The organism is Microbacterium sp. CCNWLW41, assembly GCF_037083505.1.
The window spans coordinates 134,103-157,983 of sequence record NZ_JBAOJP010000010.1 but is presented as its reverse complement, the minus strand read 5'-3'; the positions used below and the strand labels follow the sequence as shown (position 1 = coordinate 157,983).

The following is a 23,881-nucleotide window of genomic DNA, read 5'->3' as shown; positions in this document are numbered from 1 at the left end:
TTCACTATTGGTGGTGCCGCCACCGTAGTGAACGATCACCTTTGCTGTCAAGGAGGCCTCAGCCCGCATGCCGGACGTCGGCCATGATCGTTCACTCGCGCGCGGTGGCGTACCGTGAGACGCAGCGCGACGGACGACAGCGCGGAGGGAGACGCCGATGACCACCCAGCCGACCGGGTCGCGGCGTCCGACGATCATGGAGGTCGCCCGCCTCGCGGGCGTCTCGCACCAGACCGTGTCGCGGTATCTCCGCTTCGGCGGCGAGGGACTCAAACCCCGCACGCGCGACAGCGTCGCCGAGGCGATCGCGCAGCTGCACTACCGGCCGAACCTCGCGGCCCGTTCGATGCGCACGCGCGTGACGGGTCGCGTCGCCGTGGTGATGCCGGCGCTCGCCTACAACCCCACGCGCATGCTCGCGGGGGCGACGCACGCCGCGCATGAGGCCGGCTACCAGGTCGAGGTCATCAGCCCCGAGGGCGGGGCCGCGGCGCGCGCGGAGCGCGTGCTCGAGCTGGCGGACTCACGCCAGGTCGACGGCATCCTGGCGCTGTCGACGGTCGACCTGCCCACGCGCGATCTCCCGGCCGACGCGGTGCTCGTCGTGGCAGCGGCGTTCGACGACGAGATGCGCGGCATGGGCGAGCTCGTCGACGCCTCCCCCCTGGAGGAGATCATCGAGCACCTCGCCGGACTCGGCCACCGCCGCTTCCTCCATGTTGCCGGGTCGACGCTGTTCGCGTCGGCCCGTGCGCGCGCCGCGACGTTCACCGCGACGCTCGACCGCCTGGGGCTGCAGTCCGCCGGCGTGTTCGACGGCGACTGGTCGGGCGAATCGGGGATCGCCGCGGTGGAGTCCATCCGCGCGGGCGAGGAGCCGACCGCCATCATCGCCGCCAACGACCTCGTGGCGATGGGGGTGCTCCGCGGTGCTCACCAGCGCGGCTGGAGCGTTCCGGGCGACGTCAGCGTGACCGGCTGGGACGACACCCCCGGCAGCGCCGTGCTCGTCCCGTCGCTGACCACCGTCGACGTCAACCACGAGCGCATCGGCGAGAACGCCATGGCGCGGCTCATCGCCCGGCTCCGCGGCGAGGAGCCGCGGATCGCCGACGACCCGATCGCCCGCGTCGTCTGGCGCGAGTCGACGGGACCTGCGCCGACCGCGGGCTGAGGGGTTCGGCGGGTGCCCGGCGTCCGCGCGGCGGACCCGTCGCGCTCCGCGCACGCGCTGAGCGCGCGCGCCGGTCCTCAGCGGAGCGTCTCGGTGCGCACCCGCCGGACGACCGCCGAGCGGATCTCGAGCACGGGCACGTCGCCGGTCGGACGCACCCGCGGATCGACGTAGACGCCCGACGTCGGCGACCAGGCGAACGCCCGCAGCGTCAGCGGCGCCGAGGTCAGCCGCGACCGGTACGGCGTCAGATCGATCTCCCACGAACGGCCAGACCAGAACTGGTCGGCGATCAGCTCTTCCCCCACGTAGGCGCGGACGACGTCACCGGTCCACTCCAGCTCGAGGATCGACTGCTCGGCGTCCCACGCCTCCGCCGGCAGCGACACGTCGACGACGGCGGAATGCTCGAAGTCCTGGTCGGTCGGCGCCGAGAGGCGACCGGCCGGGCCGCCGCGTCGCACGGGGGCGACCGGGGCGGCGGCGAAGCCCGGCACGTCGAGCCGGATCGGGTGCGCACCGCCTGGCAGGGCGTACCGGGTGAAGACGGTGCCCTCGGCCGCCACCTCGGCGGGCGGCGCGTCGCGCAGCGGCGGCACCGCGTGGACGACAGCAACCGCCGCGCCGCGCACGGCGCGGAAGCCGTCCTCGAACCAGCCGCTCCCTGGCCACAGCACGATCGTGTCGCGCCCGTCGATCACCCCGCGCCACACCGACTCGGCGGTCTCGCGGTCGAGGAACACGAGCGTGGTGTCGCCGACGATCACCTCGCAGCCGACGCCGGGCGCGGCATCCGGAGTCGCATGGACGATGCCGTCGTCCACCCGCACCCGCGCACCGCGGATGTGCGAGGGGTCGACGCCCTCGAACTGCAGCTCGAGGTCGATGCCGTCGGCGGCGGCGAAGAGCACGACCGTGCCGACTGCGGTCTCGAAGCGGGTGATGGGCTGGGCGGTCGCGGTCAGCGCCGGGATCCCGCAGTACCGCTGACGCAGCGGCCAGGCGACGTACGCGCCGGTCGGCAGCGTCACCGGCTGCGACGGCACCGTGACGGCGCGATCGTCGAAGGCGACCTCGAACTGCACGTGGGCGACCGGAGGCAGGGCCGCGATCGCCGGCTGGTGGTTGTTCGCGAACAGGAACCCGCGACGCCCGTCGCCGCGGACGGCCCAGCGTGGCGCGCCGTCGCGCTGCACCGGGATGACGGCCGGTGCCGACGCGAGCTCGGTCGCGAACGCGCTCAGCATCAGGTGCTGCTGACGCAGTTTGTGGAAGTGCGGACGCTGCGAGCCGACCGTCCCCAGCGGCGCGAAGAAGTCGTAGTCGCGCACAGGCACGTCGTTGGGATAGTCGGTCGCCTGCGACTCCTGCGTCGACGAGAGCTCGCCCTGCACCTGCGTGCCGCCGTGGAACATGTAGTAGCCCTGCCACGCCGAGCCGCTTCCGACCTTGGTGAGGGCCAGCGCCGCGACGTCGTCCGGATCCACGAGGGGGCGTCGGTGGTACGCCACCGTCATGCCGCCGCCGAGCTCGCACGTGACGAACGGCCAGGGGTCGTCCCCGCCGAGCGACGCACCGGGGCGTGCGTCGGCGGGGGCGTCGCGCAGATCGGCGCCGACCGTGAGGTCGTCGCGCACCGTGCTGTACGTGAAGTGCATGACGCCGAACGCCGGCCAGCCGGTGTCGGACTCCTCCCAGAACCCGTCGGAGTAGCCGGCATAGACCGGGAGCACGCGTCCGCGCGGGAGCTGCGCCCCGCCCCACCCGGTCGCCGTCCACAGGCTCGCGCGCATGCCGACGTCCTCCGCGATGTCCCGCAGCGTCGCCAGATGGGGGCCGTCGTCGTAGAGCTCGTTGTCGACCTGGATGCCGACGATCGGGCGGTCCGGATGCTCCGGTGTGCGGAACAGCCCGCGCACCTGCTCCTCGATCGCCGCGTACCAGCGGCGAACGTGCTCGAGGTAGGACGGGTCGTTCGAGCGGTGCGCGAGGGGCAGCGCCTGCAGCCAGTCGGGGAACCCGCCGTTGCGCGCCTCGCCGTGCGCCCACGGGCCGATCCGCAGCATCACCGTCAGCCCCACGGCGTCGGCGAGCTCGACGAACCGTCGGATGTCGCAGGGCCCGTCCCATCGGAGCGCGCCCTCGATCTCCTCGTGGACGATCCAGAGCAGATACGTCGCGACGACGTCGATGCCCCCCGCCTTCATCTTGCGCAGCTCCCGCTCCCAGCGCTCGGGACGGTCACGGCTGAAGTGGTACTCCCCCATGACCGGGATCCACGGCCGTCCGTCGCGCGTGACGAAACGACTGGTCAGCCGGATGCCGCGGGCGGCGGTCGCGTCGTCGCCCATGTCGAGCGGCGCCGGCGTGACGGGTGCCGGATCCGTCACTCGGATGCGGTGCGGGCCGGGACGCGGCCCCGTCGCGGTCTCGGCGTCGGCGGTGGACTGCTGCGGCGGGACGCCGTCGAACGGAGTGGGCACCCATCGAACCTACGCGGATGCCCGAGCCCGGCCCCATGACGATCCGACGGAGACCCTGGACGAACCGCGCGATCAGGGCTGCGGATGCTGGTGCCACTGGCTGCGGCGCAGGTCGGCCAGCGATGCCTTCCAGACAGTGTGCCGCGGGTGCGCGGCCGCGCAGGGTGGAGACGGCGGATCGGAGTGCCGTGAGATCGTGCCGGTGCGAGGCTCAGGCGCCGGATTCCAGGACCTCCCGCGGCGAGCGCCCGCGCGGCTGCGTCGGCGCGGGACCGGGGTGCGCGAGCGGCGGCGTGGGGAGCGTGAGCGGCGCGCCCGGCCGCACCTCCACCTCCTCGCCGAAGTGACGCAGGCGCAGCGGCTGCTCCGTCGCGGTCAGGGTATACGTCGCGGCGCCGGCCTCGACGTCCACGCGCAGCACCGCGCCCGCGACGCGGATCCCGAAGCCGAGACCGGTGATCGGCTCCGCCAGCCGGGGCGAGAACGCGAGCCCGTCGGGCCCGTCCTTCATGCCGCCCAGGCCCGAGACCACCGCCGTCCAGACCCCCGCCAGCGCAGCGACGTGCAGCCCGTCGTCGATGTCGTCGCGCAGATCGTCGAGGTCGATCGTCGCCGCCTCGGTGAGGTAGTCGATCGCCAGTCCCAGGTGCCCCACCCACGCCGCCACCACCGACTGCGTCGCCGACGACAGCGACGAGTCGCGCACCGTGAGCTCCTCGTAGTACGCGAAGGCGCGCGCCGTCTCGTCCTCGGTGAAGCACTCGTGGTGGAACTGCAGCGCCAGCACCAGGTCGGCCTGCTTGAGCACCTGCTTGCGGTAGAGGTCGAAGTAGGGGAAGTGGTCCTGCAGCGGGTACTGGTCTTTCGACGTGGCTTCGAAGTCCCAGCGCTCGCGGCGGGTGAAGCCGGCGGACTGCTCGTGCACGTTCCGCTGCGCGTCGAACGGCACGGCCATCGCGTCGGCGGTCACCTCCCACGCGCCGATCTCCTCATCGGTCACCCGCAGGCGCCGTGCTTCGCCGGGATGCCGCCGCGCCGCCTCGGCCGCGCCCCGCAGGTTGCTCTGCGCGGCGAGATTCGTGAACGTGTTGTCGTCGACCAGCGCCGAGTACTCGTCGGGGCCGGTGATCCCGTCGATGTGGAAGACGCCGGCGTCGTCCCACCGGCCGAGCGAGACCCACAGGCGCGCGGTCTCGACGAGGATCTCCACCCCGACCTCGCCTTCGAAGTCGACGTCGCCCGTCGCCCGGACGTGCCGGATCACCGCCGCGGCGATGTCGGCGTTGATGTGGAACGCGACGGTGCCGGCCGGCCAATACCCCGAGCACTCGCGGCCGCTGATCGTCCGCCACGGGAACGCGGCACCGGCCAGATGCAGCTGCTTCGCGCGATGGCGCGCATGGTCGAGGGTCGACCGGCGCCAGCGCAGCGCGTCGGCCGCCGCGTCGGGGAGCGTGTACGTGAGCACGGGGAGGACGAAGGCCTCGGCGTCCCAGAAGGTGTGCCCCTCGTAGCCCGGCCCGGTGAGCCCCTTGCCGGGAATCGAGCGCACCTCGGCGCGTGCCGCCGCCTGGAGCACCTGGAACTGCGCGAACCGCGCGGCCTGCTGCAGCCGCGCCGAGCCGTCGATCCGCACGTCGGCGGCGTCCCAGTACTCGTCGAGGCAGGCCCGCTGCTGCGTCGCCAGAGCGTCCCAGCCGAGCCGGGCGGCGGTCGACACGGCGGCCTCGGCGCGGTCGCGGAGCGCGGCATCCGTCACCGCGTCCGACCACTCGTGCGCCACGAACTTCCCGATGCGGATGCCGTCGCCCGGCGCCAGCCGCGCGGTCACCGTCGTGCGTGCGACATCGTCGTCCGCGTCGGTGTCGCACGAGGCATCCGCGCCGGTGATGTCGTGCTCCATCACGACGGCGACGTGGATGCCGCTGCGGCGGGTGCGGTGCAGCATCGTCGCGCCGGTCCCCGAGACCGTGCGGTCGACCGGCTGGAAGGGGCGCTCGAGCGGTTCCATCACCCGATCGTCGGGGTGGACCGGCGGCAGCGGCTCGTTCGCGACGATCTCGGAGAGCACGGTGATCTCGACGGGGCCCGACACGGCCGTCACGCGGTAGTCGATCGCCGCGACCGCGCGGTGGGTGAGCGAGACGAGCCTCGTCGACTGGACGCGGACCGACCGGCCGGCGGGCGAGGTCCACTCCACCTCGCGCGTGAGCGTGCCGGCGCGGAAGTCCAGGAACTGGGTGTGGGTCGTCAGGCGACCCTCGCGGATGTCGAAGGGCTCGTCGCCCACCAGCAGCCGGATCACCTTGCCGTCCGGCGCGTTGATCAGGCTCTCGCCGACGTCGGGGTAGCCGTAGCCGTCCTCCGCGTACGGCATCGGGTGCTCCTCGAAGAGCCCGTTGAGGTACGCGCCGGACACCTCGCACGGGTCGCCCTCGTCGAGGGTGCCGCGCCAGCCGATGTGCCCGTTCGACAGCGAGAACACCGACTCCCGTCGCGCCTGGCGCTCGGGGTCCCATCCCGTCCAGCCGATGCCCCAGGCGGACACGTCGAAGCGGGAGCTGTGGCGCATGCCGCCATTCTCGGATTGCGGCCGACAGGGTGCGAAGCCCTTGCGTTCGCGACGCGGCCGGGCTATCGGCCGCCGCGTCGCATCGCCGCCGGAAGCGGCCCTCCGGCGGATGTGCTACCGTGGAACGTTCCCTGTCCGGGGAAATGAGTGTCGCTCCCCCTCTGCCTCAACGTGGAGAAGCAGATTCAGACGCTCACCGCACAACCCGCAGCGGCCATCTGCTCGCCGCCGCCCCTCTTCTCCGCAGAGCTCCGCATCGTCGTGAGCTCGGATTCCCACTGATGATCAGCACCTCCCTGCCTGCGCTCGACTGGCGCCAAGCCGACGACGGCGTCTTCGTGGCGACCCTCGCCGGCGAATACGCCGGTTTCGTCGACGTCGGCTCGGACGGCGCGGACGCCTACAGCAGCCGAGCCGTCCACCTCGGCCGCCACGACGCCGTCGACGCCGCCCGCGCGGCGGTCGCGGCCTCCCACTTCGAGCCGGCATCGCCGCCCGCTCGCCTCCATCGTCCGCTCCGAATGTTTCGGCGCGGCACCCCCGGTCGCTCCGGCGGCCCGAAAAGTAAAAGGAAAGACACGATGGCCACTGGCACCGTGAAATGGTTCAACTCCGAGAAGGGCTACGGCTTCATCGCACCCGATGACGGCTCGGCCGACCTCTTCGCGCACTTCAGCGCGATCACCGGCAATGGGTTCAAGGAGCTCCGCGACGACCAGAAGGTCGAATTCGACGCCGAGCAGGGCCCCAAGGGCATGCAGGCGGCGAACATCCGCCCGCTCTGATCCCTCATCCGCGCCGCCGGGCTCTCGTCACGAACGAACCGGCGGATCGGACTCCGGCGCCCGTCTCGCTTCAGCGAGGCGGGCGCTTCCGCATGCCGGGGAGCGGCCGCGGCCCGCCCGTCGCGGACCTGACGATCGCCCGTGAGTCGGCGCATATTCCCCCCGCCTCATACGCATCCCCGTAGCCTGGGCACAGCGATGGGCAACCGCCTTTGGCTTCCGACGGCCATAGCGGTCCCCCATCGAAACGGTGTCATCATCTCCACATCCGTCCTCGAGTCCCGGCTCGGCCCCATCCGCCAGACCTACGCCGGCACCGCCGAGTTCCCGCCCGTCGCCCGCGCCTACACCGAGGTGTCGCAGGTGGTGCGCGAGAGCGGCCTCCTCCGGCGCACGCCGTGGTTCTACGCCATGGTCGGCGTGGCCATCACGCTCGCCTTCGGCGGCGCGGTCACCGGCTTCATCCTGCTCGGCGACAGCTGGTACCAGCTGCTCATCGCCGCAGCGCTCGGCATCCTCTTCACGCAGGTCGCGTTCCTCTCCCACGAGGCCGCGCACCGGCAGATCCTCGCGTCCGGGCCGGCGAACGACCGACTCGCGCGCATCCTCGGCAACGGGGTCGTCGGCATGAGCTACTCGTGGTGGGCGACGAAGCACACCCGCCACCACGCCAACCCGAATCGGGTCGGCAAGGACCCCGACATCGACGTCGACACGATCTCCTTCCTCGACGAGGACGCGGCCCAGGCCCGCGGCATCCGTCGCCTGATCACCCGCCGCCAGGGCTGGCTGTTCTTCCCGCTGCTGACGCTGGAGGGCCTCAACCTGCACTTCATCGCCATCCGCCACCTCGTCGGACGCGGAGAGGTCAAGGGCCGCTGGATCGAGCTCGGCATGCTCGCGGCGCGGTTCGCCGTCGTCTGGACGCCGGTCTTCGTCTTCCTGCCGCTGGGCATGGCGTTCGCGTTCCTGGGCGTGCAGCTCGCCGTCTTCGGCGTGTACATGGGCGCCTCGTTCGCCCCGAACCACAAGGGGATGCCGGTCATCGCCCCCGACGCGAAGCTCGACTTCTTCAGCAAGCAGGTCCGCACGTCGCGCAACGTGTCCGGCGGCTGGTGGGCGACGTGGCTCATGGGCGGGCTGAACTACCAGGTCGAGCACCACCTGTTCCCGAACATGCCGCGCCCGCACCTCGCCAAGGCCCGCGAGATCGTGCGCGACCACTGCCGCACGCTGGGCGTCCCGTACACCGAGACGACGCTGTGGCGCTCGTACGGCATCGTGATCGACTACCTCAACCGCGTCGGGCTCGCCGCCCGCGACCCGTTCGACTGCCCCGTCGTCGGCACCTACCGCCGGGCCTGAGCCGGCGCCACCGGACGGGCGCGTCTCGATGTCGTGACCCCCTGCGCGGGGGTGCGGTGTCGGATGCCCGTGCTTGGCTGAGCTCATGGACACCGTGACCTCCGCCGACGGCACCCCGATCGCGTACGAGCAGACGGGCGCCGGCCCGGTGGTCGTCATCGTGGGCGGCGCGTTCTCCACCGCCGCCGACGCCGCAGGGCTGGCGAGCGCGCTGGCGGATGCCGGATTCCTGGCCGTCACGTGGGACCGCCGCGCGCGAGGCTCGAGCGGCGACGCACCGGGCTCCACGCCCGAGCGGGAGGCCGAGGATCTCGCGGCGGTGATCGACGCCGTCGGCGGCCACGCGGCCGTGCTCGGGCATTCGTCCGGCGCCGTGCTGGCCCTCTTCGCGGCAGCGCGCGGCGTGCCGGTCCGGGCGCTGTTCCTGTCGGAGCCGCCGCTGCGCTTCGGTGTCGACGAGCCCGACGACGCCCTCGCCGAGCGGCTGCAGCGACTCGTCGACGAGGGCCGGCCCGACGAGGCGGTCGTGACCTTCCAGCTCGAAGGCGTGGGCCTGCCCCGCGACATGGTCGAGAGCATCCGGGCGAGCGACCAGTTCGCCGCTCTCCTCCCCCTCGCGCAGTCGACGGTCTACGACACCAACCTCGTGCGCGAGGCCTCGACGCCGAGCGATGCGATGCTGTCGGTCCGCGCCTCCGTCACGGTGCTCCGCGGCGAGCAGACGTTCCCCCTCCTGCTGACGGCGGCCGACCGCCTTGCGGAGGCTGTCGACGGGGCCGAGCTGGTCGTCGTGCCCGAGTCCGTCATGCATCGCCCCGACCCCGTGGCGACCGCGCGCGTCGTGCGCGAGCGCATGTCCTGATCGGCCGCGACCCCGGCGACGACGCCGTCAGGCCCGGAAGAACCCCACGCCGAGGTCGGGGTGATCGACGAACACCCCGTCGACGCCCGCGTCGCGGATGACGCCCCATTCCGACTCCCAGTCCCCGAACGACGACGGGCCGCCCCGCGTGCGGAACTGCCCGATGAGGAATCGGTTCTCGGGCCGGCAGGTCCACGTGTACACGCGCAGGCCGCGCTCGTGGGCGTCGCCGACCACGCGGGACGCGCCACTGGTGCGGCCCAGCTTGTCGGGCGCCAGGATCATGCGCTTGTCGACGCTGATGCCGTCGACCCGGCCGGCGAGGGTGTCCAGCCCGGCGGGCGCCGCGGTCTGGGCATACGTCAGGGCGGCCGTGCCGTGCGCGGCATAGAGGTCGAACGGGCGTCCCGCGGCCTCCAGCAGATACACGTACGTCGCCGGGATGCCGCGCGCCTGGAGCGCGAACAGCACGCTCGACTCGAACGCCTCGATCGTGAGCGGCAGCACCCCCGTCGCCCACCCCGCGTCCCGGAGCTCTGCGTCGACCAGCGCGGCGATGTCCCAGCCGACCGACGCGAAGTACGTGGCGTGCTTGATCTCGAGCACGACGCCGATCTCGCGGCCGTGCTCGAGCGACGCCTCCCGCGCCGCGTCGAGCACATCGCGCAGCCGCAGCACCGGCTGCTCGCCGTCGAAGCTGGCGCTGGCCGGCCGGAGGTCGGGGATGCGCTCTCGGCAGCGCAGTGTCGAGAGCTCGTCCCAGGTGAAGTCCTCGGTGAACCAGCCGGTCAGCGAGCTGCCGTCGACGGTCTTCGTCGTGCGGCGACCGGCGAACTCGGGGCGGTCGGCGACATCCGTCGTGCCCGAGATCTCGTTCTCGTGCCGGACGACCAGCACACCGTCCCTCGAGACGACCACGTCGGGCTCCACCGCATCGACGCCCATGGCGAAGGCGAGCGCGTAGGACGAGCGGGAGTGCTCAGGACGGTAGCCGGGCGCGCCGCGGTGCCCGATGACGAGCGGGGTCCGGCGCGGCACCGTCCCACCCTAGCCGCGGCGCCCTCGACCGACGCCGGGACCGGCGGTCGAGGCATCCGTTCATAGCCCTCTCACAGCGCGGGTCCGTGCCCGGCGGGGCGGCCGTCGGATAGTGTGGATCAACAGCATCGTGCTGGGATTCCCTTGACATTGGAGTGTGAGAGCAGTGGCCCTCAACAACCCCGCGTTCAACAACCCGGCCTTCCAGGACCCGAAGGCCGTTCAGACCTACCCCGGCGGTCCGCAGGCGGCGAACCTCGGCGGGCCCACGCAGTACGCGACGGCGCAGCATGCGGGAACGGATGCCGCGGCCCAGGCGCACCTCGAGGGCATGTACGCGGCCCCGTCTGCCGGTGCCGTCGAGACCGGTCGCATGACGATCGAGGACACCGTCTGGAAGACGCTCGGCCTCTTCGCCGTCCTCCTGGTCACCGCCACGGTCGGCTGGGTGTGGACCATGGCCGGCGTCACCCCCGCCAACCCGAACCCGTCGATCCTCCCCTGGATGCTCGGCGCCCTCGGCGGCTTCGTGCTGTCGCTCGTCGTGATCTTCGGCTCGCGCAAGAAGGTGCGGCCGGGCCTCATCATCGCGTACGCCGCGTTCGAGGGTCTGTTCGTCGGCGGCATCTCGGCGTTCTTCGAGTTCATCTGGCCCGGCATCGTCGTGCAGGCGACGCTGGCCACGCTGTCGGTCGTGGGCGTGACGCTCGCGCTCTTCGCCAGCGGCAAGGTCCGCGCCTCCAAGCGCGCGACGAAGATCTTCATGATCGCGATGATCGGCTACCTCGTGTTCTCGCTGATCAACGTCGGCCTCATGCTCTTCAACGTCCCGATCGCCGGCGGCGCCTTCGGCCTGCTGAGCCAGGAGTTCATGGGCATCCCGCTCGGCCTCATCATCGGCGTGCTCGTGGTCATCATGGCCGCGTACTCGCTGGTGCTGGACTTCGACCAGGTGCAGCAGGGCGTGCGCAACGGCGCCCCGCGTCAGTACGCCTGGCTCGGCGCGTTCGGCATCATGGTGACCGTCGTCTGGCTGTACGTCGAGATCCTTCGCATCCTCGCCATCCTGCGCGGAAGCGAGTGACCCGCAGCTGATCACGGAGGGCCGTCCCGGAAGGGGCGGCCCCCCGTCGTTGCGGCGACGGCCTCCCGCCGCAGCGAGGAGGGTCGCCTATAGTGGCGCCATGACCGCACCGAGGCGGGCTCGCACGAGAGCAGGCGTCATCGCCCTGTGGGCGGTCCTCCTCGGCCTGGCGTCCCCGTTGCTCGGCGCGACGCCGGCCATGGCCGAGCTCGGGTACGCGCCGGCCGAGTGCTCCGTCGACGTCCCCGAGCAGCACGCCCACCGGGTCACGTGCGGCATCCTGACCGTGCCGGAGGGCCGGGGCGGCGCCGGCGACCCGGCGCGCGAGCTGCAGCTCCCGGTGGTCAGGGTGAAGAGCACCTCGGACGCGCCGGCCGCCGACCCGCTGATCTTCCCCACGACCGGGGGCCCCGGCGGCGGCAGCGTGTCGGCGCTCTGGTACTTCCTCGACCACGCGCAGTGGGCCACCGACGACCGCGACGTGATCATCGTCGAGCAGCGCGGCGACGTCGATGCCGAACCCACGCTCGACTGCCCGGAGCTCGACACGAGCGCCCTGGCCGAGGACGGGCGGCTGCCCACGGGAGCGGCGCTCGCCGAGCGGCGCGCCGCGCTCCTCTCGGAGTGCCGCGAGCGCCTCGTCGCCGACGGCATGGATCTCGCCGCCTACACGAGCGCGGCGAGCGTGGCCGACCTCGCGGATCTGCGAGCCGCGCTCGGCTACGACCAGTGGAACCTGTACGGCGTCTCGTACGGGTCGCGACTGGCGATGACGGTGATGCGCGACCGGCCCGACGGCCTGCGCGCGGTCGTGCTGGACGGCGTGTACCCCCCGAACATCGACCGCTTCGAGCTGACCCCGCAAGCGCTGCGGGCCTCCATCGACTGGCTGCTGGCGGCGTGCGCCGCGGACGCGGACTGCCACGAGCGGTACCCCGACCTGGAGGGCTCCCTCGAGCGGGTGCTCGAGCGCACCGCCCGCGAACCGATCACCGCGGCGGTGCGGGACCCCGGGACGGGCGGCACGCTGCAGCTCGAGATCGCGGACGACGACATCATGGGCGGCCTGTTCGACGCCTTCTACGACGCCGCGACGGTGCGGGTGCTCCCCTTCGTCATCGATCGCCTGGACCGCGGCGATGACGGCGTCGTCGTTCCGCTCGCGCAGCGTGCCATCGACAACGCGGATTCGCTCAGTGAAGGGCTGAACCTGTCCATCGAGTGCGCCGAGGAGGTCCCGTTCAACGACCCGGCGCTCATCGAGGAGACGACGTCCGCCGACCCGCTGCTCACCCACTACGCGGGCTTCGCGCCGGTCAGCGAGGACTGCGCGGTGTGGAACGTGCCCGCGCTCCCCGCGAGCGAGAACGACCCGGTCTCCAGCGCCATCCCCACGCTCATCACGAGCGGCCGGTTCGACCCGGTGACGCCGAGCGCGTGGAGCGAACCCGCCGCCGCGGGTCTGACGGCGGCCTACCGCTACGAGTTCCCGGGCATGGGGCACGGAGCGGTGTGGGGCAACTGGTACGAGCCGTGCGCGGCATCCGTCGCCACCGCGTTCCTCCGCGACCCGTCGGTCGAGCCCGACACGTCGTGCATCGGCGACGCCGACCCGATCGACTTCCTCACCGCCACCGACATCCGTCCCACCACCGCGGTCTACCGGCTCGACGCGGATCTCGTCCGGAGCCCGAACCCATGGCAGATCGGCATCGCGGGGGTCACGGTGATCGGCCTCGGCCTGATCCTCCTCTACGCGCTCGGCTACGGCGTCCACCGTCTCGTGCGGCGCCACGGCGAGGCACCGGACGGCGCCGTGCTCACGGCGGGGATCGCCGCCGGGGCGAATCTGGCGTTCGTGGGAGCCCTCGCGCTCATCCTGCTGCGCACCGAGCCGCTCGTCCTCGGCTTCGGGCTCCCCACCGGCACCTGGCCGATCGTGCTGCTGCCGCTCGTCGGCATGGTGTTCACCGTCATGCTCGGCGTGCTCCTTGTGCGGGCCGGCGTCACGCGCGAAGGCGCCATCGGCCACGTCGTGGCGCTGTGGATCGCCGCGGCCGTCCTCGTCGTGTTCGCCGTCTGGGTCCTGGTGCGCGGGCTCGTCGTCTTCTGACGACCGCGCGCACAGGATCGGAGGTTCTGGCCGACCCGCCGCCCGTGGCGGCCGGGCGGCGGCGTGTCGGCCGAGGCATCCGATCCTGCGCACGTTCTGCTGTGGGCGGAACGGCTCGCGACCTGCGCCGCCGGCGTCTTATCGTGACGCCATGGCCGAGATCATCCCGCTGCCGACCGCGCCCGCCTCGAGGACCGCGCCGCGCGACCCCGAGCCGCTCTGGCGAGACGCCCTCGGCGACCGCCTGCGCCGGCTCCGCCACGAGCGCGGCGAACGGCTCGCCGACACCGCCGACCGCGCCGGCGTCTCGCCGCAGTACCTGTCCGAGATCGAGCGCGGCATCAAGGAGCCCTCGAGCGAGATGATCGCCGCCGTCGCCGGAGCGCTCGAAGTCACGCTGATCGAGCTCACCGCCGGCGTCGTCGACGACCTCCGGATGCGGGCGACCGAGCGCGCGGTGGCTGGATGCCGCGCCGCGTACTCGCTGGCCGCCTGAGCCGACCGGCGCCCCGGCCGGGCGGGGCGTCAACCCCTGGCCGATGTCGCGGGGCGTCGCTAGCGTGGGCCGGGTGACGCCTGCCAAGACGGAAGCCGAGCTCCTCCAGATCGACGGGCACGAGGTGCGCATCTCGAGCCCCGGCAAGATCGTGTTCCCGGATCCCGGCATCACCAAGCTCGACGTGGTGCGGTACTACCTCGCGGTGGCCGAGGGCGCCCTGCGCGGCGCGGGCGGACGCCCCATGGTGCTCAAGCGCTTCCCGAAGGGCATCGACGCCGAGCCGTTCTTCCAGAAGCGCGTGCCCGAGAACCACCCCGACTTCGTCGACACCGCGACGCTGCAGTACGCCCGGGGCACCTCGGCCGAAGAGGCGGTGATCCGGGATGCCGCGGGCCTGGCGTGGGTCGTCAACCTCGGGTGCCTCGACCTCAACCCGCACCCCGTGCGCGCGGAGGACCTCGACCATCCCGACGAGCTGCGCATCGACCTCGACCCGATGCCCGGCGTCGACTGGTCGCAGATCGTCGACGTGGCCTTCGTCGCCCGCGACGTGCTCGACGACGTGGGCCTGGTGGGATGGCCGAAGACGAGCGGGTCGCGCGGCCTGCACATCCTGGTGCGCATCGCGCCCCACTGGGACTACAAGCAGGTGCGCCTGGCGGCCGAGACGCTCGCGCGCGAGGTCGAGGACCGCGCACCCGGCCTTGCGACCGCCCGCTGGTGGAAGGAGGAGCGCGGCGAGAGCGTGTTCGTCGACTTCAACCAGAACGCGAAGGACCGCACCGTGGCATCCGCGTACTCCATCCGGCCGCTTCCCGACGCGCGCGTGTCGACCCCGCTCGACTGGGACGAGGTGCGGGCGCGGCGCCCCGAGGAGTTCACGGTGCTCACCGTGCCGCAGCGCTACGCCGACCTCGGCGACCCGCACGCCGGCATCGACGACGCCGTCGGCACCCTCGACGGCCTGCTGCGCCTGGCCGAGGAGCTGGGTCCCGCCGAGAAGCCGCCACGCGGCGGCGACGGCTCGGGCCGGCGGCAGTCCACGATGCCGCTCATCGAGGTGGCCCGCACCAAGACGAAGCCCGAGGCCACCGCCGCGCTCGACGAGTGGACGAAGCGGCATCCGTCGGTCGCCGCCCAGCTGCACCCCGCCGACGTGATGGTCGACGGGATGCGCGGGTCGAGCTCGCTCTGGTACCGCGTGCGGGTGAACCTGCAGCACGTGCCCGAGTCCGAGCGCCCGCCGCAGGAGGAGCTCATCGCCGACTACGACCCCTGGGAGGGCAAGGTCTGGCCGGGCGCGACCGAGGAGTGAGTGTGCCGGCGGGCGGGCGGGCTCACCGCTCCGCGAGCACGTGGTCGGCGAGCCCGTAGGCCACGGCGTCGGCCGCAGTGAAGACGCGGTCGCGGTCGGTGTCGGCTCGGAGCTTCGCGGCATCCTGCCCGGTGTGCCGCGCGAGGATCTGCTCGACCTCGCCCCGCACGCGCACGAGCTCGTCGGCCTGCAGGATGAGGTCGGGGATCGCGCCCCTCCCCTGACCGGCCGGCTGATGCAGCACGACGCGCGCGTGGGGCAGCACCGAGCGCTTGCCCGGCGCACCCGCGGCCAGCATCACCGCGCCTACGCCGATCGCCTGCCCCACGACCGTGGTGGCGACATCCGGCCGCACGTGCTGCATCGTGTCGTACACCGCGAGCATCGCCGACGGGTCGCCGCCCTCGCAGTTGATGTAGAGCTGGATGTCACGCTCCGGGGAGTCCGCGTCGAGGTGCAGCAGCTGCGCGATGAGCGCGTTCGCGACGCCGGCGTCGATCCCGGTGCCGAGGTAGACGACGCGCTCCGCGAGCAGGTGCGAGTAGACGTCCATGATGCGATCGCCGCGCGGATGCTGCGCCACGACGTTGGGGATCGCGTACGAGCTCATGCCGCCACCTCCGCCGGGCCGAGGCCGAGCCCGGCCGGACGCCGCCGGCGCGGGACGACCTGCGCGAAGTCCGCGACGACGCCGTCGATGAACCCGTAGTCCTGCGCCTCGGCGGCGGTGTACCAGCGGTCGTGCAGCGAGTCGTCGAAGATGCGCTCGACGCTCTGGCCGGTGTCGTGTGCGATGAGGCCGAGCACGGTGTCGCGCATGTGGCGCAGGTCGTCGGCCTGCACCTCGACCTCCACTGCCGAGCCCCCGATCCCCGCCGAGCCCTGGTGCATGAGGATCCGCGCGTGCGGCAGGGCGCGCCGCTTGCCCTTCGCGCCCGCCGACAGCAGGAACTGCCCGGCGCTGCACGCCAGCCCGAGGGCGAGCGTCGCGACGTCGTTGGGGATGAGGTTCATGACGTCGCGGATCGCGAGCATCGAGGGCACCGACCCGCCGGGCGAGTGGATCCACAGCGCGATGTCGGATGCCTCGTCCTCCGCCGCGAGCGCGAGGAGCTGCGTCGCCAGCAGCGTGCCGTTGTCGTCGTCGAGGGGGCCGTCGAGCACGAGCACGCGCTGGTGGAACAGCTCGCGCCGCGCTTCGGCCCCGAACCGGGGGATTCTGCCTTCGTCTGCCATGCCCCCAGCCTGCGCCGCGCCGGACGCCGCGGCATCCGTTTCCGCTCCCGGCCGCTCTGCCCTCAGCGGAGCGCCCGCTCAACCCCGTTCACTTGCGCTGTATGTACGCGAAAACCCGGGAACGGCGTACATACAGCACAAGCGAACCCAGGGGAAGGGGCGACGGGCGACGGGTCAGGGCGGCGAAGGCGTCGCGCCGGGGCTGTCGAAGACGCCGCTCAGGCGAGCCGATGCATCAGCGTGCGCGCGGAGGGAAGCGCCGCGACCGCTGCGAAGCCGTGCCGGTCGAACATGGCGACGGTGCCGGTGGAGAACCCGGCGGGCAGCTCGCCGCCTCGTCTCGAGGTGTCGACGGGGTAGGCCTCGAGAGCGGTCGCTCCGTGCTCGAGGGCGTGGTCCAGGGCCGCCGTCAGGAGCGCCGCGCCGACGCCCGCGCGGCGTCGCGCGGGCGGCACGAGGATGCAGTAGATCGCCCACACACCCGGGTCGTCCGCCGCGTACGGGCTGTGAGCGCGTACGAGTCGGTTCGCCAGGACGTGCCGCACCCGCACGCGCGGCTCGACGCCGCACCAGCCGACGGGCGCGTCCGCGCCGAAGGCGACGAGACCACGCGGCGGATCGAGACTGCGCACCTGCTCGCGCAGGAGGTCTCGCCGGGATTCGCGGGTGGTTCGCCGCGCATCCGCATTCTCGAGGATGTGGAACTGGCACAGGCAGTTGCGCGACGAGGCGTCGGCCTGCATCACGGTGTCGACGGCATCCCATCCCGCCTCCGTCGCCGGGAGCACCCGCACGTCCATGGCCCGACGGTACGGCCCCCCACCGACATCGCCGAGCGTCGGAGCGCGGCTCAGCCGGCTCACTTGCGCTGTATGCACGAGAAAACCGGAAACGGCGTACATACAGCCCAAGTGAACCAGGGGAAAGGGGCGACGGGAGCGTCGGGTCAGGGGCGGCGCGGGGGGCGTTCGACGGCGGTGCGGAGGGCGGCGACGAGGGCGGGACGCACGGCGTCGGGCGTGAAGGCAGCGGCCGCACGGCGCGCCCGGGATGACAGCTCGGCGCGCCGGGCGTCGTCTCGCAGCAGCTCGACGATCGCGGTCGCCAGCGCGTCGACGTCGCCGGGCGGCACCATCACCCCCGCGTCCCCGACCGCTTCGCGGGGGCCGTACCGGACGTCGGTCGACACCACCGGAAGCCCGCGGGCGAGGGCCTCGGCGATCGACAGACCCTGTCCCTCGAACGCGGTGGACGTGACGAACAGCGCCGACCGGTCGAAGATCGCGTCCCGGTCGCTCGTCGAGCCGCGGAGGGTGACGGATGCCGCCACCCCCAGCTCCTCGATCAGCTCCTGCAGCTCGTCCCGCAGCGGGCCCTCGCCGTAGATGTCGAGGCGCGCGTCGGGCAGTTCCGCCGCCACCCGCGCCCAGGCGCGGATCGCGAGGTCGACGCGCTTCTGCGGTGCCAGCCGGTTGAGCATCACGACCCGGAGCGGGTCGCGGGATGCCGCGCCCGGAGGCTCCGCGCCGAGCTCGATCGTGTTCGGCACGACGTTCAAGGTGCCCGGGTCGCCGAACCGGGCGGCGATCTCGTCGCGCTGCGCGGCCGTGGGGAACAGCACGGCGTCATAGCGGTCGACCGTCGAGAGCCACCGCTCCCACATGCCGGTCACGGGGGCGTCGGGATCGTCGTGCGGCGCCGGCAGGTGCGAATTGTGGACGGTGTGCACGAGCCGCACGCGCGGATCGTCCCACTCGACCATCGCCTCGCCGATCTGGCGCGACTCGAGGATCACGACCAGCATCCGGTCGGGATCGCCTGCCGCCGCCCGCCGCTCGTCGGCGATGGCCGTCAGCCATGCGGCGTACAGGCTTCGGAATCCGCGGAGGACGCGGTCGCCGTCCGGGGCGTGAACGATGATCGCGGCATCCGAGAGATGCCAGGTCGGATCGTCGTGAAGCACCGGCAGCGACACGACCGGCCGGCCCGAGGCATCCGTCACCACCCGGTACTCGATGCCGGGATCCGCCGTGTCCGTCGCCGGCTCCCCGGCCGCGAAGAGCCACGACGGGTCGGTCACGATCTCGTCGAAGAGATTCCGCGCCGACGCGGTGCGCTCGAGCAGGCCGGCGTCGACGAACGCCTGCCGCTGTGCGGCGTGCACCTCGGGTGACGCGCCGTCGACGCTCAGCAGCAGCGGGTCGGCTGCGCCGGCGGATGCCAGCAGCCGCAGGCGGGTCGGCACCGCAACGGCGAAGCCGCCGTCCAGGCCGAGAGCGACGCGGCTGCCGAGCAGCACGTAGTCGGCGTCGGGAAGGGCGTCGTCGGGGGCCGCAGTCACGCGTCCATCCTCCCGCACGGGGGCGGGGACGACGGCACGATCAGGCGACGGAGACGGCGGATGCCCCGAATCGGCGAGGTTCGAGGCATCCGTTCACGTCACTCCCACTCGATGGTCCCCGGCGGCTTCGACGTGACGTCGAGCACGACGCGGTTGACCTCGCGCACCTCGTTCGTGATGCGGTTGGAGATGCGGGAGAGCACGTCGTAGGGCAGGCGCGTCCAGTCCGCGGTCATCGCGTCCTCGGACGACACCGGGCGCAGCACGATCGGGTGGCCGTAGGTGCGGCCGTCGCCCTGCACGCCCACCGAGCGGACGTCGGCCAGGAGCACGACCGGGCACTGCCAGATCTCGCCGTCCAGGGCCGCCCTGGTCAGCTCCTCGCGGGCGATGGCGTCGGCGTCACGCAGGATCTCGAGGCGGTCAGCGGTGACCTCACCCACGATCCGGATGCCGAGGCCGGGGCCCGGAAAGGGCTGTCGCGCGACGATCGCCTCCGGGAGGCCGAGCTCGCGCCCGATCGCGCGCACCTCGTCCTTGAAGAGGGTGCGCAGCGGCTCGACGAGCTCGAACTGCAGGTCCTCGGGAAGGCCGCCGACGTTGTGGTGGGACTTGATGTTCGCGGTGCCCGTGCCGCCGCCAGACTCGACCACGTCGGGGTACAGCGTGCCCTGCACGAGGAAGCGGATGGGCTCGCCCTCGGCCGCGGCCTCGGCGACGAGGTCGGCCTGCACCTTCTCGAAGGCGCGGATGAACTCGCGGCCGATGATCTTGCGCTTCTGCTCCGGGTCGCTGACGCCGGCGAGCGCCGACAGGAACTGCTCGCGCGCGTCGACGGTCACCAGGCGCACGCCTGTGGAGGCGACGTAGTCCTGCTCGACCTGCTCGCGCTCGCCCTTGCGGAGGAGACCGTGGTCGACGAACACGGCGACGAGCTGGTCGCCGACGGCCTCGTGCACGAGGGCCGTCGAGACGGCCGAGTCGACGCCGCCCGACAGGGCCGACAGCACGCGCCCCGAGCCGACCTGCGCCCGGATCTTCTCCACCTGCTCGGCGATGACGTTGCCGCTGTTCCAGTCGGCCGGGAGCCCCGCCGCCTTGTGCAGGAAGTTCTCGATGACGTTCTGCCCGTAGTCGGTGTGCTTGACCTCGGGATGCCACTGCACGCCGTAGAAGCGGCGCTCGTCGCTGCCGAACGCGGCGACGGGCGTGGCATCCGTCGACGCGAGCACGTCGAAGCCCTCGGGCGCGCGCGACACCTGGTCGCCGTGGCTCATCCACACGTTCTGCTCGGTGGGCTGACCGGCCAGCAGCACGCCGCCGTCACCGCTGACCGCGGCATCCGTCGCCCCGTACTCGCGCAGGCCGGTGTGCGCGACCTCGCCGCCGAGCGCCTGCGCCATGACCTGGAAGCCGTAGCAGATGCCCAGCGTCGGCACGCCGAGGTCGAACACGCCGGTGTCCAGCGACGGCGCCCCCTCCTCGTACACCGAGGACGGTCCGCCCGAGAGGATGATGCCCACCGGGTTCTTCGCCGCGATGTCCTGGGCGGTCGCGGTGTGCGGCACGATCTCGCTGTAGACGCCGGCCTCGCGCACGCGGCGGGCGATCAGCTGCGCGTACTGCGCACCGAAATCGACGACGAGGACGGGACGCTGGGAGGTCTCGGTCTGTTCGGTCAACGCTGGTTCTCCGTGGGGATCGCGGGGGCGGGGGTCGCAAGTGAGTCGGCGGCGGTCGAGCGCTCGGTGCCCGCGTGCAGCTCCGCCGCCTCGCGCTCGGCGAGATAGGCCTTCACGTCACGGCCGACGCGGGCCTCCATGAAGAACGACAGCAGCGGCACGATGCCGCCGGCGGCGAGCATCGCCAGGCGCCACAGGTTCCAGCGCATGAGGCTCCACACGCGGAAGCACGAGATGAGGTAGACGACGTAGAACCAGCCGTGGGCGACGAGGATGCCCAGCGACAGGTTGAACCCGTCGCCGGTCGACTCGAGACCCGCAGCGGTCTCGACGACCGGCGCGAACCACAGGAGGCCGCCCGATCCGCCGAGGAACAGCTCGTAGCCGAGTGCGTACTTGGCGATCATCTCGGCGACCAGCAGCAGCAGCATGGTGCCCGTGATGACCGAGCAGACCTGGTAGAACCTCAGGGCTCCGCGGATCGCCGGAAAGGAAGCGAGCTTCGGGGCGCGGGGCATGGCCCCAGTCTACCCGCGGGATTCCGTGCGCCCGTCGGGGCCTGTGGCCGTGGCATCCGCCTCGTCGTCGTCCTCGAAGTCCTCGAGCTCCCGCTCCCACGCGTCCTTGGCGAGGCGATACCAGAGGTAGAACGCGAAGCCGGCGAACACGGCCCACTCGACCGCGTAGAAGATGTTGAGCCAGTTGACGCTCGAGGTCTCGGCCGGCGCCGGCGACGAGATCGCCTCGAGTCCGCCGAACGGCTCGTCGGAGGTCAGGTAGGGCCGGTAGACGAACAGCTCCTCGACGTCGTTCCACTGGCCGAGGAGCATCGCCGGCGACATGCGCGTCATCGTCTGCGGGTCAGCCCCGGCGGGCGGCGGCACGGGGCCCTCGTCCGAGATGAGGCGTCCGGTGACGGCGACGGAGCCGAGGGCGGATGCCTCGTCGTCCAGCCTTTCGACGGCGGCGAGCGCGTCGTCCTCCGACGCCGCCCAACCGAGCGCCACCGCGATGGAGGTCGGCTCGCCCGCCTCCGTCTCGGTCTCGTCCAGCCGCAGCTGACCGGTGACCCAGTAGCCCTCGACGCCGTCGTTGAAGCGTGACTGGACGATCAGGAAATCACCGGGGACGAGCCTGCCGGAGGTCTCGACGCGCTGCCCGACGAGAGGCTCGGGGAGGTACTCCCCCGGCTGGGCGACGTCCGAGAGCGGGCGGACGTCCTCCGTGACGCCGGGCGGCAGCGGGTCGGTGTCGATCGCACGCCCCAGCTGCCACTGCCCGAGCCACGCGAAGACGCCGGCCACGACCAGGCACAGCAGCAGCATTCCGATCCACGCCGGTCGGAGCATGACCTCCCGCAGCGTCGGAGGGAACGCCTCTGGGGGGTCGGCGGGGGCGGCGGCGTTGGGGTGTGCAGGGTCGGCGTCGGGTCCTCCGGGCTCGGAGGGATCGGCGGGGTCGGGGTGCGCGGGGTCGGCGTCGGGTCCTCCGGGCTCGGAGGGATCGGCGGGGTCGACTGGTCCGGCGGGCTCGGCGTCGGGTTGCGGCCGCTCGGCAGCCGGTCGACCCGGCTCCCCGGCTCCGCCGGCCGCGGGGCCCGTCGAAGGGTCGGTCATGGCATCCGTCATCCCGCGGCGTACGGGGCGACGACCACCTCGACGCGCTGGAACTCCTTGAGGTCGGAGTATCCGGTGGTGGCCATCGACTTGCGGAGGGCCCCGATGAGGTTCGCGGTGCCGTCGGCGACGGGCGCCGGGCCGTAGAGGATCTCCTCGAGCGAGGCGACCTGGTCCACCTTCACTCGGCGGCCGCGCGGCAGCTTGGCGTGGTGCGCCTCGGGGCCCCAGTGGAAGCCCCGGCCCGGGGCATCCGTCGCCCGCGCCAGCGCCACCCCGAGCATGACGGCGTCGGCGCCCATCGCGATCGCCTTGACGATGTCGCCCGACGTGCCCACGCCGCCGTCGGCGATGACGTGCACGTAGCGCCCGCCCGACTCGTCGAGGTAGTCGCGCCGCGCCCCGGCGACGTCGGCGACCGCCGTGGCCATGGGGGCGTGCAGCCCGAGTGTGACGCGCGTGGTCGACGCGGCGCCGCCGCCGAAGCCGACGAGGACGCCCGCCGCGCCGGTGCGCATGAGGTGCAGAGCCGCGGTGTACGTCGACGCGCCGCCCACGATGACGGGGACGTCGAGGTCGTAGATGAACTTCTTGAGGTTGAGCGGCTGGTCGACCGACGAGACGTGCTCGGCCGACACCGTGGTGCCGCGGATGACGAAGAGGTCGACACCGGCGGCGACGACGGTCTCGTAGAGCTCCTGGGTGCGCTGGGGGGTGAGCGCGCCGGCGACGGTGACGCCCGCGGCGCGGATCTCGGCGAGCCGGTCGCGCACCAGCTCGGGCTTGATGGGCTCGGCGTACAGCTCCTGCATGCGGCGGGTCGCGGCGGCCTTCTCGAGGCCGGCGATCTCGGCCAGCAGCGGCTCGGGGTCGTCGTAGCGGGTCCACAGGCCCTCGAGGTCGAGCACGCCCAGGCCGCCGAGCTGGCCGAGCATGATGGCCGTGCGCGGGCTCACGACCGAGTCCATCGGGGCGCCCAGCACCGGGATGTCGAAGCTGAAGGCATCGATCGTCCACGCGGTCGAGACGTCCTCGGGGTTGCGGGTGCGCCGCGAGGGCACCACCGCGATGTCGTCGAACGTGTAGGCGCGGCGTGCGCGCTTGGCCCGGCCGAGCTCCATGTCCATGCTCACCCGACCAGCCTACCGGGCGGGCTTCCCGCCGCCCGAAGCCCCCGGTCGCGGTAGGTCTTCCTCCCGGGTTTTGGGGCGCGCCGCGCGCGTTCGCCTCGGGTTTGGGGCTCGCCGCGCGCGTTCACCCCAGGTTTGGGGCGCGCCGCGCGCGTTCACCCCAGGATTGGGGCGCGCCGCGCGCGTTCACCCCAGGTTTGGGGCGCGCCGCGCGCGTTCGGGGCGTACGCGGTGCGCCCCGAACGGGCGTGAGGCGCCCCAAACCCGGCGGGGTGAGGTCGGGGCCGGGACTGGGGCGGATGACGGATGCCGCGGGGCGAGGCATCCGTCACTCGCGCGCGGATCCGGAAACCGGAGTTGTGCCCCGTTTCCGGAGCGCACGGCCGCGTCCGATCCGGAAAACGGCCGAAGGTCCGGATTCCGGATCCGGGAACCGAGCGAGTGGAGGGCGGCCAGGTCCGCCGCCATGCAATGCGGGATGACGGATGCCGCGGGGCGAGGCATCCGTCACCGCGCCTGGATCCGGAAACCGGAGTTGTGCAGCGTTTCCGGAGCGCACGGCCCCCTCGGATCCGGAAACCGGCCG

At 72.6% G+C, this 23,881-nt stretch carries 19 protein-coding genes; 8 read left to right on the top strand and 11 right to left on the bottom strand.

Translation table 11 applies throughout. The features are described 5' to 3' along the window. Positions 1-157 precede the first annotated feature (157 nt). A complete protein-coding gene (locus tag V6R91_RS29180; RefSeq protein ID WP_336398188.1) occupies positions 158-1,174 on the top strand; it encodes a LacI family DNA-binding transcriptional regulator in 1,017 nt (338 codons plus the stop codon). Positions 1,175-1,251: 77 nt separating this feature from the next. On the opposite strand, the gene V6R91_RS29175 is transcribed toward V6R91_RS29180, so the two are convergent. Together V6R91_RS29175 and V6R91_RS29170 are read right to left on the bottom strand one after the other, a co-directional pair. Continuing rightward, complete coding sequence (locus V6R91_RS29175) at positions 1,252-3,657, bottom strand: beta-galactosidase (protein ID WP_336398187.1); 2,406 nt, start codon at positions 3,655-3,657, stop codon at positions 1,252-1,254. Positions 3,658-3,868: 211 nt separating this feature from the next. After that, positions 3,869-6,229 carry a glycoside hydrolase family 65 protein gene (locus tag V6R91_RS29170; RefSeq protein ID WP_336398186.1) on the bottom strand — a complete coding sequence of 787 codons (2,361 nt, stop codon included), beginning with the start codon at positions 6,227-6,229 and terminating at the stop codon, positions 3,869-3,871. Between the two features lie 581 nt (positions 6,230-6,810). Here V6R91_RS29170 and V6R91_RS29165 point away from each other — a divergent pair. From V6R91_RS29165 to V6R91_RS29155, 3 genes are all read left to right on the top strand, one after another. After that, the gene (locus V6R91_RS29165; protein ID WP_336398338.1) at positions 6,811-7,014 is read left to right on the top strand and encodes a cold-shock protein; all 204 of its coding nucleotides are present in this window, start codon (positions 6,811-6,813) and stop codon (positions 7,012-7,014) included. Between the two features lie 198 nt (positions 7,015-7,212). Next, positions 7,213-8,379: a fatty acid desaturase family protein gene (locus V6R91_RS29160; protein WP_336398185.1), complete on the top strand. Its 1,167-nt coding sequence runs from the start codon at positions 7,213-7,215 to the stop codon at positions 8,377-8,379. 85 nt (positions 8,380-8,464) lie between these two features. Beyond that, positions 8,465-9,241: an alpha/beta fold hydrolase gene (locus tag V6R91_RS29155; RefSeq protein ID WP_336398184.1), complete on the top strand. Its 777-nt coding sequence runs from the start codon at positions 8,465-8,467 to the stop codon at positions 9,239-9,241. A 27-nt stretch (positions 9,242-9,268) separates the two neighbouring features. Here V6R91_RS29155 and V6R91_RS29150 read toward each other — a convergent pair whose 3' ends face one another. Next, positions 9,269-10,279 (bottom strand): glycerophosphodiester phosphodiesterase family protein, encoded by a 1,011-nt coding sequence (locus V6R91_RS29150; RefSeq protein WP_336398183.1) that lies wholly within the window; start codon positions 10,277-10,279, stop codon positions 9,269-9,271. Positions 10,280-10,445: 166 nt separating this feature from the next. On the opposite strand from V6R91_RS29150, the gene V6R91_RS29145 reads away from it, so the two are divergent. From V6R91_RS29145 to ligD, 4 genes are all read left to right on the top strand, one after another. Then, the gene (locus tag V6R91_RS29145) at positions 10,446-11,363 is read left to right on the top strand and encodes a Bax inhibitor-1/YccA family protein (protein WP_336398182.1); all 918 of its coding nucleotides are present in this window, start codon (positions 10,446-10,448) and stop codon (positions 11,361-11,363) included. Between the two features lie 100 nt (positions 11,364-11,463). After that, the gene (locus tag V6R91_RS29140; protein ID WP_336398181.1) at positions 11,464-13,476 is read left to right on the top strand and encodes an alpha/beta hydrolase; all 2,013 of its coding nucleotides are present in this window, start codon (positions 11,464-11,466) and stop codon (positions 13,474-13,476) included. A 151-nt stretch (positions 13,477-13,627) separates the two neighbouring features. Beyond that, positions 13,628-13,972: a helix-turn-helix domain-containing protein gene (locus V6R91_RS29135; protein WP_336398180.1), complete on the top strand. Its 345-nt coding sequence runs from the start codon at positions 13,628-13,630 to the stop codon at positions 13,970-13,972. Positions 13,973-14,045: 73 nt separating this feature from the next. After that, a complete protein-coding gene (gene ligD / locus V6R91_RS29130) occupies positions 14,046-15,290 on the top strand; it encodes a non-homologous end-joining DNA ligase (RefSeq protein WP_336398179.1) in 1,245 nt (414 codons plus the stop codon). 22 nt (positions 15,291-15,312) lie between these two features. On the opposite strand, the gene V6R91_RS29125 is transcribed toward ligD, so the two are convergent. From V6R91_RS29125 to V6R91_RS29090, 8 genes are all read right to left on the bottom strand, one after another. Further along, the gene (locus V6R91_RS29125; RefSeq protein ID WP_336398178.1) at positions 15,313-15,900 is read right to left on the bottom strand and encodes a ClpP family protease; all 588 of its coding nucleotides are present in this window, start codon (positions 15,898-15,900) and stop codon (positions 15,313-15,315) included. Then, positions 15,897-16,526: a ClpP family protease gene (locus V6R91_RS29120; protein ID WP_336398177.1), complete on the bottom strand. Its 630-nt coding sequence runs from the start codon at positions 16,524-16,526 to the stop codon at positions 15,897-15,899. Before V6R91_RS29120 ends, V6R91_RS29125 begins: the two co-directional genes overlap by 4 nt. 218 nt (positions 16,527-16,744) lie before the next feature. Continuing rightward, positions 16,745-17,326: a GNAT family N-acetyltransferase gene (locus V6R91_RS29115; protein WP_336398176.1), complete on the bottom strand. Its 582-nt coding sequence runs from the start codon at positions 17,324-17,326 to the stop codon at positions 16,745-16,747. Between the two features lie 146 nt (positions 17,327-17,472). Then, the gene (locus V6R91_RS29110; RefSeq protein WP_336398175.1) at positions 17,473-18,867 is read right to left on the bottom strand and encodes a glycosyltransferase; all 1,395 of its coding nucleotides are present in this window, start codon (positions 18,865-18,867) and stop codon (positions 17,473-17,475) included. A 98-nt stretch (positions 18,868-18,965) separates the two neighbouring features. Continuing rightward, the gene (gene guaA / locus V6R91_RS29105; RefSeq protein WP_336398174.1) at positions 18,966-20,549 is read right to left on the bottom strand and encodes a glutamine-hydrolyzing GMP synthase; all 1,584 of its coding nucleotides are present in this window, start codon (positions 20,547-20,549) and stop codon (positions 18,966-18,968) included. After that, positions 20,546-21,067, bottom strand: coding sequence for a DUF3817 domain-containing protein (locus V6R91_RS29100; RefSeq protein WP_336398173.1), 522 nt, complete (start codon positions 21,065-21,067; stop codon positions 20,546-20,548). The genes guaA and V6R91_RS29100 overlap by 4 nt, the downstream gene beginning before the upstream one ends. 9 nt (positions 21,068-21,076) lie before the next feature. After that, entirely contained in the window at positions 21,077-21,898 is an 822-nt protein-coding gene (locus V6R91_RS29095; protein WP_336398337.1) for an SURF1 family protein, read from the bottom strand. 275 nt (positions 21,899-22,173) lie between these two features. Next, a complete protein-coding gene (locus V6R91_RS29090; protein ID WP_336398336.1) occupies positions 22,174-23,292 on the bottom strand; it encodes a GuaB3 family IMP dehydrogenase-related protein in 1,119 nt (372 codons plus the stop codon). Between the last annotated feature and the right edge of the window lie 589 nt (positions 23,293-23,881).